Source organism: Acinetobacter sp. WU_MDCI_Abxd143 (genome assembly GCF_025514195.1).
Classification (GTDB): Bacteria; Pseudomonadota; Gammaproteobacteria; order Pseudomonadales; family Moraxellaceae; genus Acinetobacter; species Acinetobacter pittii_H.
This window is the reverse complement of record NZ_JAHPTH010000015.1, coordinates 36397-50600: the sequence shown is the minus strand read 5'-3', so window position 1 is coordinate 50600 and position 14204 is coordinate 36397. Positions and strand designations below refer to the sequence as shown.

11 protein-coding genes are annotated in these 14204 nt (G+C 39.1%); 3 read left to right on the top strand and 8 right to left on the bottom strand.

What is annotated here, in order from left to right:
- Window positions 1-438 precede the first annotated feature (438 nt).
- Window positions 439-1671, bottom strand: a complete 1233-nt coding sequence (gene tyrS / locus KTI79_RS17545) for a tyrosine--tRNA ligase (RefSeq protein WP_017481201.1) — start codon at window positions 1669-1671, stop codon at window positions 439-441.
- A gap of 61 nt (window positions 1672-1732) precedes the next feature.
- Between tyrS and KTI79_RS17540 the strand changes: the two genes are divergently transcribed.
- On the top strand, window positions 1733-2860 hold the full coding sequence (locus tag KTI79_RS17540; protein WP_017386211.1) for an anhydro-N-acetylmuramic acid kinase: 1128 nt from the start codon (window positions 1733-1735) through the stop codon (window positions 2858-2860).
- 127 nt (window positions 2861-2987) lie between these two features.
- Window positions 2988-3830, top strand: a complete 843-nt coding sequence (locus tag KTI79_RS17535) for an alpha/beta fold hydrolase (RefSeq protein WP_086375818.1) — start codon at window positions 2988-2990, stop codon at window positions 3828-3830.
- 60 nt (window positions 3831-3890) lie between these two features.
- Here KTI79_RS17535 and erpA read toward each other — a convergent pair whose 3' ends face one another.
- From erpA to KTI79_RS17515, 4 genes are all read right to left on the bottom strand, one after another.
- Window positions 3891-4226, bottom strand: coding sequence for an iron-sulfur cluster insertion protein ErpA (erpA, locus tag KTI79_RS17530; RefSeq protein ID WP_002115421.1), 336 nt, complete (start codon window positions 4224-4226; stop codon window positions 3891-3893).
- Window positions 4227-4350: 124 nt separating this feature from the next.
- Complete coding sequence (locus KTI79_RS17525; RefSeq protein ID WP_086375817.1) at window positions 4351-5355, bottom strand: putative solute-binding protein; 1005 nt, start codon at window positions 5353-5355, stop codon at window positions 4351-4353.
- A gap of 352 nt (window positions 5356-5707) precedes the next feature.
- A complete protein-coding gene (locus tag KTI79_RS17520; protein WP_002115480.1) occupies window positions 5708-6715 on the bottom strand; it encodes a putative solute-binding protein in 1008 nt (335 codons plus the stop codon).
- Between the two features lie 255 nt (window positions 6716-6970).
- A complete protein-coding gene (locus tag KTI79_RS17515) occupies window positions 6971-7975 on the bottom strand; it encodes a putative solute-binding protein (RefSeq protein ID WP_086375816.1) in 1005 nt (334 codons plus the stop codon).
- Between the two features lie 253 nt (window positions 7976-8228).
- Here KTI79_RS17515 and KTI79_RS17510 point away from each other — a divergent pair, with 253 nt between their 5' ends.
- Entirely contained in the window at window positions 8229-10157 is a 1929-nt protein-coding gene (locus KTI79_RS17510) for an ATP-binding cassette domain-containing protein (protein WP_086375815.1), read from the top strand.
- Window positions 10158-10207: 50 nt separating this feature from the next.
- Here KTI79_RS17510 and KTI79_RS17505 read toward each other — a convergent pair whose 3' ends face one another.
- From KTI79_RS17505 to gyrB, 3 genes are all read right to left on the bottom strand, one after another.
- Complete coding sequence (locus tag KTI79_RS17505) at window positions 10208-11134, bottom strand: hypothetical protein (RefSeq protein ID WP_086375814.1); 927 nt, start codon at window positions 11132-11134, stop codon at window positions 10208-10210.
- Window positions 11135-11258: 124 nt separating this feature from the next.
- Window positions 11259-11651 carry a cytochrome b562 gene (gene cybC / locus KTI79_RS17500; protein WP_086375813.1) on the bottom strand — a complete coding sequence of 131 codons (393 nt, stop codon included), beginning with the start codon at window positions 11649-11651 and terminating at the stop codon, window positions 11259-11261.
- Window positions 11652-11686: 35 nt separating this feature from the next.
- Window positions 11687-14155: a DNA topoisomerase (ATP-hydrolyzing) subunit B gene (gyrB, locus tag KTI79_RS17495; protein WP_069036323.1), complete on the bottom strand. Its 2469-nt coding sequence runs from the start codon at window positions 14153-14155 to the stop codon at window positions 11687-11689.
- Between the last annotated feature and the right edge of the window lie 49 nt (window positions 14156-14204).

Below are 14204 nucleotides of genomic sequence, written 5' to 3'. Positions count from 1 at the left end.
TAACTGTTTTTCAACAAGTTTCTATTCGCATCACCGCCGATGGATGTGCATTATAGACCATTACATTCCCTTTGCAAGGGGTATTTGAGCCTTTTCCACTCGAGTGCCGCTTTTTTCTACTATTTTGCAAAAAAAGTGATATGTATGGCTTTTTTTTAGGCATTTCCAATACTTTTTATTAATTTTTATATTAAAGAACTTGGCCTATCTTACATTTTCTATGTCTTCAATACAGCTTATAGACATATATAGTCCCTTGATTCCTTAGAAACTATAGAGCAAATACTCTATTCCAAGCTATATTTCTTCTTATTTTTTAACTTACTTCATTTATTATTAATTATGTTTAGATGGTTCCACGTGGAACGCTTAATTGATTTTATGATCCAAAAACAAAAAAAGCAGGATTACTCCTGCTTTTTTAACTATATAACATTCTTAGTCAGTGAAAATTACACGTGCAATTGCTTTTTTACCTGATTGAATAATAAAGCTTCCTTTTTCTTTTACAGAGAAGCTTGCATCAACGGCATTCCAGTCAACTTTTACCGCACCACGAGCTACCGCATCTTTTGCCGCAGCTGCATTTGGGTTTAGGCCTGCTACGCGTAAAATCGTAGCAATAAAGATTTCTCCTCCAAACTCACCAAGTGAAATAGTCACTTCTGGTGTGTCTTCAGGTACTTCTCCTTCTGTAATACGGTTACCAGCACTCTTGTGGGCATTAGCAGCAGCTTCTGCATCATGGAAGCGTTCAACTAACTCAAGCGCAAGGATACGTTTTACTTCTTGCGGATTACGACCAGCAGCAATTTCATCTAATAGAGCTTTGATCTCATCAAGAGATTTGAAGCTTAATAAATCGAAATAGCGTTCAATTAAAGAGTCTGGCATTGATAAAACTTTTTGGTACATTGCCCCTGGTGTATCAAATACACCGATATAGTTACCTAAAGATTTAGACATTTTATTTACACCATCTAGACCTTCTAGAATCGGCACAGTGATACACACTTGAGATTCTTGGCCATAACGGCTTTGTAAAGTACGACCCATAAGTAAGTTAAAGGTTTGGTCTGTACCGCCTAACTCAACGTCAGCTTCAAGCGCAATTGAGTCATAACCTTGAACTAAAGGATATAAAAACTCATGAATTGCAATCGGCTGATGGTTGCTATAACGCTTTGTAAAGTCATCACGCTCTAACATGCGAGATACAGTTTGCTGGCTTGCTAATTGAATAAGGTCAGCAGCAGACTTTTGATTAAACCATTCTGAGTTAAAACGTACTTTTGTTTTATTCGGGTCTAATATCTTGAATACTTGTTCTTGATAAGTTTTAGCGTTGGCTTCTACTTGTTCACGTGACAACGGCGGACGAGTTGCGCTTTTACCAGTTGGGTCACCAATCATGGCTGTATAGTCACCAATTAAGAAGGTAACTTCATGGCCCAAGTCTTGGAAAGTTTTTAGTTTATTAATAAGAACCGTATGTCCTAAATGTAAATCTGGTGCTGTAGGGTCAAAACCAGCTTTAATTTTAAGAGGACGATTCTCTTTAAGCTTTTTCAGTAAATCTTCTTCTGAAATAATTTCGTGCGTGCCTCGTTGGATGAGGGCAAGCTGTTCTTCGGCGGGCAAGAAATTTGACATCACAAAACCTAAACACATCAGTTATTCAATTTGTGCGATATACTAACATTTTTTCAGCGTCTTGCAGGGGAAGTTGCATATGAGCGCAATCTATATCGGCGTAATGACTGGCACTAGTATGGATGGTGTGGATATTGTAGCGGCTTCATTTGAGCCACTACAGCTTCATGCCACTCTTACGGTTCCATTCGAACCCGAGTTACGTGATGAGCTTATGGCATTGACTTTACCTGATGACAATGAAATTGACCGTATGGGTAAAGCTGATGTTGCTCTGGCCCAAATGATCGGCCACGGGATTAATACTCTCATTGAAAAGCACCAATTAGACCGTAGCCAAATTAAAGCAATTGGGTCGCATGGGCAAACCATTCGTCATCGTCCAGAACATGGATTTACGTTACAAATTGGCGATCCCAACATCATTACTGAAATTACTCAAATTCCGGTTGTTTCAGATTTCCGTCGTAGAGATATGGCAGCAGGCGGTCAGGGCGCGCCATTGGTTCCGGCTTTCCATCAAGCATTATTTCAACATCCAAGTATTCATCGTGTAATTTTGAATTTGGGTGGTATTGCTAATGTGAGTATGCTGCCTGCCAATAACAGTGACGGTGTATTTGGTTTTGATACAGGTCCTGCAAATATTTTGATGGATGCGTGGTGCCATCGCCATACAGGTCATCCATATGATGAAAATGGTGATTGGGCTGCTTATGGTCACCCTATTCGCTCTTTACTCGACCGTCTCCATGCACATGAATATTTTTCTAAAGAACCGCCTAAGAGCACAGGACGTGAAGACTTTAATATTGACTGGTTGGATGATCAGTTAATCGATTGGCGAAATGATTTAACTTATGATGAGTTAGAAGATACACCTGAAAACATCCAAGCAACCCTATTAAAACTCACTGTGCGTGCAATTCAAAAAGCAATTTATCGCTCTGAGATGGAAACAGGCGAAGTGTATGTTTGTGGTGGTGGTGCTTATAACTCTTATTTACTAGAGCAATTACGTTGGCGTTTACGTAAACATAATTGGTCTGTTCAACCTACCGATGTGTTAGGACTTTCCCCTACTTGGGTCGAGGCTACAGCATTTGCATGGTTAGCAATGCGCTTTGTAGATGGTTTAAGTGGTAATTTGCCAGCAGTAACAGGTGCTTCGGATTTCAGAATTCTAGGTACGATCACGGCGGTATAAAGCTATTTATCGATTTGATTGGTCAGATTCGACCTCATAGCACATTTACTGACCCGAAATGCTGTTATGTAAATGAGCATAAGAACTCATGATAAATGCCAACAAAAATGATTTAAGGCATGTTTTCATGGATCTGACCAAACGTATTCATCAATACACACGTGGGGTTTGGACATTCGATGTAATTGATTCAGGCCCTATAGATGGTCCACTCGTTGTTTTATTGCATGGTTTTCCAGAAACTGCTCATAGTTGGGAGCAAACCTCTGAATTATTGCATCAGCATCAATTTAGAACACTTGCAATTCATCAACGTGGTTATAGTTTAAATGCTAGGCCTCAAAGCCGATTTCAATATTCATTGAGTGAACTTGTAGAAGATGTGGCAAGTTTCATTGAGCAGCTTGGCCAGCCAGTTTATTTAATTGGGCATGACTGGGGCTCGGCAATCGCTTCGGGCATTGCGATGAAGTATCCACAATATATTCAGCATCTCACTTTAGTTTCTGTGCCCCATCAAGCTGCTTTTTTAAAAGCTTGTTTAAGCAGCAGACAACTTTTTAAATCTTATTATTTTGCAATTTTTCAGCTACCCATTCTGCCAGAACTTTTATTTAAAAAGATACCTAAATTGGGTCGTAAGTTTCTAAAGTCATCAGGCATGACTGAACAGCAAATTACGATATTTGAGACTGAGTTTATAAAAGAAAATAGATTAACTACGGCGTTGAATTGGTATCGTGGCTTTTTTTGGGACAAACCTCAAAATCCGTTTAAAGCCATAGATGTCCCCACCCTTTTTATTTGGGGTAAACATGATATTGCCGTTACAGAAAAAAGTGCGGAGCTAAACTCACATTATTTTAAAAATAGTTATGAAGCAGTTTTTATGGATGCGTCGCATTGGATTCCATATCAGAATGCACCTGAACTTGTGCAATATTTTTTAGAATCTGTCTGTAAAAGATAATGATCTGATCAATAAAAAAACCTCTCAAAATAGAGAGGTTTTTTAAATTTTAAAATTCTTTTAAATCGAGAATGAAGAACCACAACCACATGTTGTTGTTGCATTCGGGTTTTGTACGATAAAACGCGAACCTTCAAGACCTTCTACATAGTCAACTACTGAGCCAATTAAATATTGATAGCTAAGTGAGTCAACCAGCATTTTTACATCGCCATTTACGAATTCTGCATCATCTTCATTTACGCTTTCAGCAAAATTGAAGCCATACGAAAACCCTGAACACCCGCCTCCTGTTACATATACACGTAACATGAGATCGTCATTCCCTTCACTATCACGGAGTTGGCGTACCTTATTGGCAGCATTATCTGTCAAAACTAGAGCTTGGGCATTCATGATGATTGTTCCTCGGATTTTGCTGTGCCTTTCAAAATAAAAAAGACCCTATATTGAGTATAGCATAATCAATATAGGGTCTGTCTTCGAAGTTTAAAGCGAATCTTGAGTATTTTTATCAAGATTATTTGTAATTCTCATCCTGTAAGCCACATTCGAAGTTTTTAGCATCTTGCTTACAACGGAATTGCCAAAGGAGTTTCATCATACGTTTATCGTATACACCACGTTGTGTAAGGTTAATTCGAGACTCCCGCATAAGCTTTTGGTAGCCTGGTTTATCGGCTGCTGGGACATCCATCCAGTATTTTTGTGGAATATCAGCTTTCATTTTACCCAAGATAGTAAAAGCACGTGGCAGCTGACCCGAAACCCATTCCCTAGATTTCTGGCCAAAACCAGCTGGGAACTTATCAGGACGGATAATAATATTTCCTGTGACCTGTAAGATCGGATAATTCACGATCGCACCTTTTGTTCCTAAACCTTTTTGTAGTTCTAAAGGCTTAAATGCTGCTGCTGGCGCACCAATAATATCAACTTGATGATTATTAAATTTCGCACCAAAATTTGTTACGTCAGCACTAACAGCCTGTGCCCCGACCTGCTGAACCATAATTTTTTGTGCTTCATCATAGTCAAGCACAGCGATTTTTTTACCGGCGGCTTTCGCTACTGTATTGATGCTACGGTCATTTACTAAAAGGTAAGCATCACCAACTGGAATAATACCGACGACCTCATAGCGTCCATTAACCATGTATTTACTAAAGGTTTGGCTCGCTAAGCCTTGCATGACTTTAACAGCAAGTTTGAGATCTGGAATCGCACCAATTGCATCTAATGAACCAGTAAATGAGTTGAATTGACGCCCGCGCATTCCTGACACGCTAATACCATCACATTTACCCGCTTTAAAATCTTCAGCAATCACGGCTTCATTCTGGTTTACTTTAAGCTCGATATCAGCTCCCCAGTTTTTAGCGGCAAGCTGATAATCCTTCATCAGCGCATAGACATCGCCATTTTTACCAACGAAGTCAAAAACACATACTGTTTGTTTAGCCTCGGCTGCAAAAGAAACTGTGGTAAGTCCCATCGCAAGTAATAGCGTTTTGGAAAATTGCATATTCTTTTTCCTTTCCTTGTGGAGTTTTTGTTTTTCGATACCAAGAAATTTCACACCGATTAGGTATGAATCGGATAGGCTTCATATAAAAATCATGTTGGAATATTTTTATAGACCGTATTTGCTTTTATGATTTTATTTCCATGGAAAATAGATAGCGATTTACCTACCTATTAGCAATTATTTTAATCACTTAAGTCCTTGATCCATTTTTATACCTTCATGTTTCCTTATGAAGTTTTTATCTAAATTTAGCTTAACGTCTTTCTAACTAACCACAATGGCAGAACTGACAGGACATAGAAAACAAAAAGCCTAGAACTCAGTCTAGGCTTTCTGAAAGAAATTAGGATTATTCACCAGGCATTGAACATTCAAAGTTAGCCTTGTCTACAGAACAACGTGCTTTTTTAAGTACAGACATCATTCCTGCATCGTAAACACCACGTTTAGTTAAATCCATACGGCCATCACGCAACATTTTTTGATACTTAAGTTTATCTTCTGCACTTAAGTTCATTTTGTATTTGCCAGGAATTTGCGCTTCTAAACGGTTGATCATTGCAAAGCTCTTCGGTAACTGTTTAACAAACCAGTCACGAGATTTTTGACCAAAACCAGCTGGGAATTTATCAGAACGTAATACTAGATCTGCTGTAACGTGTAATACAGGGAAGTTCCACATTACACCGTTTGCGCCTAAACCTTTATTTAACTCTAATGGTTTGTAAGCATAAGCAGGCGCACCTACCATATCTACCTGACCATTGTTGAATTTAGCAGCAAAGTTTGAAATATCAGAAAGAACTGCTTGAGCTCCTACACGTTGCACCATAATTTTTTGTGCATCGTCATAACCAAGTACAGCGAATTTTTTACCCGCAGCTTTTTCAACAGAGTTGATGTTTTTGTCACGTACGAAAATGAATGCTGAACCTAGTGGAGAAATACCAGCAACTTCGTATTTTTTACCACCCATATTTGTGGTCATTTTTGCTGCATTACGCGCATCTAATACATAGGTAATTGCACGTTGAGCGATTTGATTGTTTGGAACACCACCGAGTGAGTCGATAGATCCTGCGAATTTATTATATTGGCGTGCACGCATTGCTGTCATTGCCACAGCATCACACTTACCCGCTTTAAAATCATTATCAGCAACTGCCTCGTCCTGACGAGGAACTAAGTTAATTTCAGTACCCCAGCCTTTTGCAGCAAGAGCCCATTCTTCCATCATTTTATATGAGTCGCCTGCTTTTCCTAAGAGGTCGAATACACATACGGTACTCGCTGCTTGCGCTGAAGCAGAAAAACCAACAACAGAAGCGGCAGCCATAGCAAGTACGATTTTTTTCATTTTCTTCATCCTTCCACGGAACAGATTTTTTGTTTGAAGTTTCCTTTCAAACACAGATATTAATCATGTTTTTTAGAAAAAAATAGAGCTTTTACTCAAATATTTTTATCTCATTGAACCATTGTTTGTTCGATTTAATTTATTTATTAGCAGTAAAAATCACTAAGTTTCCGTAAGTTACTTTTTATATTCACAATTTTCATACCCATATTCAGCTTTGAAATATATGTAGCGTTTTTGTGTTTAAAAAATAAACTACTCACCACTAAGAGTACATTCAAAATTTGTCCGTTCAACTGTACAGCGGGCACGTTTCAGTACACTCATCATTGTTGCATCGTATACGCCTTGTTTTGTTAAATTGAGACGGCCTTCACGTAAAATTTTTTGATATTTAGTTTTGTCTTCTACAGAAAAGTTCATTTTAATTTTTGAGGGTACGCCCATTTCTAGCCGTTTTACCATGGCAAAGTTCTGGGGTAATTGTTGTGTAAACCAAGCACGAGACTTTATACCGAAATCTGTGGGAAACTTATCACTTCGGGCAATTAAATCACCCGTAACATTAACCACGGGAAAAGTAAACATTGCTCCTTTCGTTCCAACCCCTTTGCCAATCTCTAAAGGTTTATAAGCATAAGCGGGTGCAGCAATCGCATCAACTTGGCCACTATTAAACTTTTTCACAAAATCGGTAATTTCTGAAGGAATAGGCTTAGCACCAACGCTTTCCACCATAATTTTTTGTGCTGCGTCATATTGCAAAATAGCAAATTTAGCCCCACGTACTTTTTCAATTGAGTTGAGGTTTTTATCTCTCACAAATAAATAAGCCAATCCAATCTGAACAATACCAACGACCTCGTAATTGGTTCCATTTTGTGCAGTAACCATACGATGTTTATTACGCTTATCTAAAACGTAACTGATGGCTTTTTGGGCAATTGCATTACTGGTTACTCCCCCAATAGCATCAATCGAACCTGCAAATTTATTGTAGTTTCGCGCCCGCATGGAAGTCATATAAGCGGCATCGCACTTACCTTCACGCAGTTTACGGTCAACTAAGCCTTCATCTTGAAATGGAATTAAAGTGATATCTGCTTGCCATTCTTTCGCTGCAAGCGCCCACTCTTCCATCATCTTATAGGATTCACCTGACTTGCCCAATAAATCAAACACACAGACATTTTGCCCTGCATGCACTGTCCCCACAGCACAGCAAAATGCTGCGCCAATCATCCCCAATCTTTTTTTCATTTGACTTTCCTTAGTCTAGTTTTATTAGCAGCTCATTAATCAACCAAATTTCAAACTGTTTTTATTTTAGCCATATTTTTTTAAAAGTATTCTATCTCGTTCAATATTTAGAAAATTTCGGATGAATAGCAAGATTTAGAATGTCTTGATATATGCAATTATTAACGACTGCTCACTAAAATCCGGAAAGTTTTGTTTTCATCGACAGTTCTCTTTAAAATACAGCATCCCTAACTCACCTCGATAAAATAAGATGATTCAATTTGACCAAGTTTCTTTACGCCGCGGTGGACGTGTTCTATTTCAAAAAGCGTCTATGCAATTACACCCAGGTTGGAAGATTGGTCTAACTGGGGTGAATGGTGCAGGTAAATCAACCTTATTTGCTGCATTACTTGGAAGTTTAGGTGCTGATGAAGGTTCACTCACCCGTCCTTCAGGCTGGACCGTGGCGCATATGGCGCAAGAAGTAAAAGCCCTAGATATGCCTGCAATTGATTTTGTTCTTTCAGGTGATGAAGAGTTTTGGGATATTCAAAATAAGCTTGCTCAACCAGATCAACTGAGTGATTTTGAATTGGCTAAATTGCATGGCCGCTTTGATGAAATTCATGGTTATTCAGCACCCTCTAAAGCTGCGCAGCTCATGGCAGGTCTGGGCTTTCTAGAAAATCAATTACGTTTGAATGTTGAGAGCTTCTCAGGTGGATGGCGTATGCGTTTAAATTTAGCGCGTACCCTCATGAGTCGTTCTGATCTACTCTTACTGGATGAGCCAACAAACCACTTAGATTTGGATGCAATTCTGTGGTTAGAAGATTGGCTTAAAGCCTATGAAGGTACACTCATTCTAATTTCGCATGACCGCGACTTTTTAGATGCGATTACAGATCATATTCTTCACATTGAAAATCAGGAACTCACGCTTTACACCGGGAACTACTCTACATTTGAAACCACGCGTAGTGAACGTCTTGCCCAGCAACAACAAGCTTTTGAGAAGCAGCAAGAAACACGTGCTCATCTACAAAAGTTTATTGACCGTTTTAAGGCAAAAGCGACTAAAGCTCGTCAGGCACAAAGTCGTATTAAACAACTTGAGCGCATGCAGCAACTTGCACCAGCTCATGTTGATACGCCATTTACTTTTAGTTTCCGTGAACCGACTAAAATGAGTTCACCATTGCTGACTTTAGACAATGCCAGCATTGGTTATGGCGATAAACAAATAGCCGAAAAAATCAGATTACAAATTACACCAAACTCACGTATTGGTTTACTGGGTATGAACGGCGCAGGTAAGTCAACACTGATTAAAAGCTTGGTTGGTGATTTACCACTCTTAGCAGGTGAACGTAAAGCTTCCGAACTGCTTAACATTGGTTATTTTGCACAGCACCAGATGGATGCTTTAGATGGCAATGCTAGTCCAATGCTACAGCTTGCCCGTATAGCAGATAAACAAATTAGTGAAGCCACTCTACGTTCATTCTTAGGTAGTTTTGGCTTTAGCGGTGAACGCATGGATACACCATGTGAAAGCTTTTCTGGTGGAGAACGTGCTCGTTTAGCTCTAGCACTGATTGTATGGCAGCGTCCAAATGTTTTAATTCTCGATGAACCGACGAACCATTTAGATCTTGATATGCGTCATGCATTGAGCATGGCATTACAAGATTTTGAAGGTGCCGTTGTTCTGGTTTCCCATGAACGCCAACTTATTGCGAGTGTATGTGATGAGCTTCTTTTGGTACACGGAGGTAAATGTACTGAGTTCGAGGGTGATTTACAGGACTATGCTAAATGGCTACGTGAAGCACGTCAGCAACAAATCAATGCTCAGACTGCTGTAGCACAGAATGACTCATCCTCTGCCGCTCCAGCGCCGGCTAAAGTTGATAAAGAAGCACAGCGTAAAGAAGCAGCTCGCCGTCGTGAACAGACTCGACCTATTCGTAAAAATATTGAAAAGGTTGAATCACAAATTGAAAAGCTACAACCGCAGCTCGCCAAAATTGAAGAATCCTTAGCAGACACATCTTTATATGAGGCTGCACGTAAGGATGATCTACTCAAACTTATGAATGAGCAGACAGAGCTGAAAGCTAAACTTGAGCAACACGAAGAGCAGCTTTTGGAACTCATGATGGAATTAGAAGAAATGGAAGCTTCTTTTGATTAATCCATTTTCTAAAATAAAAAAGCCGATTTCTTAATCGGCTTTTTTATTCGTTAATAAGGCGTATAAAAAGCCCCTAATTCATTTAAATTGGTATTTATCGGTAAAGGCCAAACACTGCTTGATAAGCTGTCTGCAATATATAAATCATATCCGCCTCGACTCCCTGTTTGTCCTGCAAGAGACACCACCATGTAACGCTGATCTAAAGGAGCTGGATCGGAAGTATCATAATTAATATTGTTAAATGGCAAACGTGTAGTTTGTTTATTGGCCATATCATAAATATAGATCTGGTCATGAGGATTTGTTGGGCTATACCAGCGCACATATAAGAACCGACTTCCTTGCCACCATACTGGATAATATGAAGCGATATTGGTCAGCTGTGTATCATAAGCACCCAATTGATCAATACTGAAAATTCTAGAATTATTTCCAGCACCTTTCGCATATAAAATTTGGGTGGTATTCACCATCGGATAAGGCATCGATTCTTCTATATCCCAACCATTTTGAGTAACAGAAGTCATCGTCCGATCCGTCATTTTAACGATTTTTAAATCGCCATTTTGTTTAAAAATAATACGCTGGTTATCTATGAATTTAGGATCTTCATCACGCTTATTATTCCCCTGAGTTAAGTTAATAGGTAACTCACCACTTCCGACTTTCCAAACATATACATCCCATGCATCACCATAATGCTGCCCAGAGTTCACTCCCATGAAAGTTAACCATTTTCCATCTGGAGAAAAATGGCCATTCATCATATGATCAATTTTCCAATTTGCACCGAGTAATGTGGTCTGCTGTGTTGTGAAGTTATAAAGATAAAGCTTACTGTCCCATGCGTCATAATCACTGTAACGATGAAATACTAATTTTCCATAAAAGGCGGGGGCTATCGCAGCATGCAGTTGAAATAAGCAATTAAAAAATATGATTCCAATGCATAAGAGTTTTTGTGTTTTTTTCAAAATTATATTCTCTTGATATAAATGGAAACTACCATCTAAATGATAGTTTAAAAGTTCAGTTCTTATAAAAGAAAAGGCTTTGTCTTAAATTAAACAAAGCCTTTTCTTTAATCATCATAAAAAATTATCTAAATTTTTTATGATTTTCATTTCGTATTTTGACTAAATTGATTGCTTCAGCTTTGGCTTGATCTAATTGTCCTTGCTCAACTAAAACAGTTACTTTATCAATTTCAGCAACAAGCTGATCTAAACCAGCTTGATACTCTTTTACCTTTACATTTTCTGATGATAATCCTTCGAGCCTATGCGGTAAATACTGCTTAGAAGAAACGGCTGCTTCACGCATTACAACAAGCTGTTGTTTCGCTTTATCAACATCCATCGTTTCAGCAAATGCTTTAGTACTCTTAGCTAAAGTTTTCATATTCGCTTCTAGGTCTGCCGCCGAAACAGCAGAACTTCCTAAAAACGCACATGAAATTAATAGGCTAGCTAATAATTTCTGACTCATCATTCTCTCCCTAGACTGATTTAGAATCATGTTATGAATTAAGCATCAATATCCGCATTTAAAGCATTCTCTTCGATGAATGCACGACGTGGTTCAACATCATCACCCATCAAGCAAGAGAACATACGATCTGCTTCAATCGCATCATCAATTGTCACCTGCAACATATTACGGTTTTCAGGATCCATTGTTGTTTCCCAAAGCTGCTCAGCATTCATCTCGCCAAGACCTTTATAGCGTTGAATCATCATACCGCGACGAGAATCTTGCAAGATATGTTGCCAAACTTGATGGAAGTTAGCTACTTGAATACGGCGGTCACCTTTTTGTAAATAAGCACCTTCTTCAAGTAAAGTGAACCAACTCTTCGAGTTTTTCAGTAAACGTGCATATTCAGCCGAATTCAATAAAGCTGCATCAAGCAAATACGCATGCGGCAAGTTATGTACATACACCGTAATACGTGGCCAATAATGCGCAGATTTTTCACCTTGAGCATTTTCACGTTCAAAGGCCTCTAGTGAGATTTCTGGACGTAAACTTGGCTGTAATCTGGTAATGATATCGCGCACCTGATCAGCCCATTGTTGTACATAAGCTTCATCATGATTTTGATCACTCTTGAATGCTTCTACTTCAAGTAAAGCATCCAATAAGCTAGCTGGATAACGTAAAGTTAAGCGCTGTAAGCTCTTTTGTGAAACTTGATAGTCTTGAATCACCTTCGCAAGTGCTTCACCAGTAATTGCAGGTGCTTCAGCATTGGTATGCAAAGATAGCTCATCAATCGCATTTGAGATGAGATAAGTTTCTAATGCATCATTATCTTTGATGTATTGTTCTTGCTTACCTTTCTTCAACTTATACAATGGTGGCTGAGCAATATAAATATGCCCACGCTCAACCAATTCCGGCATTTGACGGAAGAAGAATGTTAACAATAAGGTGCGGATGTGCGAACCATCTACGTCGGCATCGGTCATAATAATGATTTTATGATAGCGAAGCTTATCAGGATTATATTCTTCACGCCCAATACCACAGCCAAGTGCAGTGATTAAAGTACCCACTTCCTGACTAGAAATCATTTTATCAAAACGTGCACGTTCAACGTTCAGAATTTTACCTTTCAACGGTAAAATAGCCTGCATTTTACGATTACGGCCTTGCTTAGCACTACCACCAGCAGAGTCACCCTCGACTAGATATAATTCAGAAAGTGCTGGGTCTTTTTCCTGACAATCTGCCAATTTACCCGGTAAACCAGCAATATCAAGTGCACTCTTACGACGTGTCATTTCACGTGCCTTACGTGCAGCATCACGTGCACGCGCAGCATCAATAATTTTACCGGCAATCGATTTTGCAGCTTGCGGATTTTCAAGTAAGTAAGCAGAGAACTCTTTATTCATTGCTTGCTCAACCGCTGGTTTTACTTCACTCGATACCAGTTTTTCTTTAGTTTGAGATGAGAACTTAGGATCAGGTACTTTTACCGAAATAATCGCGGTTAAACCTTCACGGGCATCATCACCTGTCACATTGACTTTTTCTTTCTTGAGAATATTTTCATTTTCAAGATATTGGTTAAGACCACGCGTTAAAGCCGCACGGAAACCTGCTAAATGAGTACCACCATCCTTTTGAGGAATATTGTTGGTAAAACAACGTACGTTTTCTTGATAACTTTCATTCCACTGCAATGCAACTTCTACACCAATACCGTTTTCTGTATCTGCGGTGAAATGGAAAATCTCGTTTAGATGAGTTTTACCTTCGTTAATGTATTTTACAAACTCAGATAAACCACCTTCGTAGTCATATACATGCTCAAGGTTAATACGTTCATCACGTAAAACAATGCGCACGCCCGCGTTTAAAAATGAAAGCTCTCGTAAACGACGCGCTAGAATTTCAACGTTAAAAATGGTTTGACTAAAAGTTAGTTCACTTGGCCAAAAACGTACAGTTGTACCACTACTATCCGTTTCACCAATCACACGTAATGGATATTGCGGATCACCGTGGTGATATTCTTGTTCGTGCACTTGGCCAGCACGATTAATAATTAAATGCAATTTACTTGAAAGCGCATTTACAACCGAAACACCTACGCCGTGCAAACCACCTGAAACTTTATAGCTATTGTCATCAAACTTACCGCCTGCGTGCAAGATAGTAAGAATTACTTCCGCTGCAGACACCCCTTCTTCAGGGTGGATATCGGTTGGAATACCACGGCCATTATCGGAAACACTTACCGATTCATCTTCGTGAATCGTGACAATAATTTCGTCACAATGCCCAGCTAAAGCTTCATCGATTGCGTTATCGACAACCTCGAATACCATATGGTGTAAACCGGTACCGTCGTCTGTATCCCCAATATACATCCCCGGACGTTTACGAACTGCATCTAATCCACGTAATACTTTAATACTAGAGGAATCATAAGCCTTTTCATTGGTTTGTTCTGTTTGAGAGGCTGATTGAGACTCTGAACTCATGGTTTCTCCCTAGCAAATATAGGTTTATTCAAAGATGGGTAACATCAAA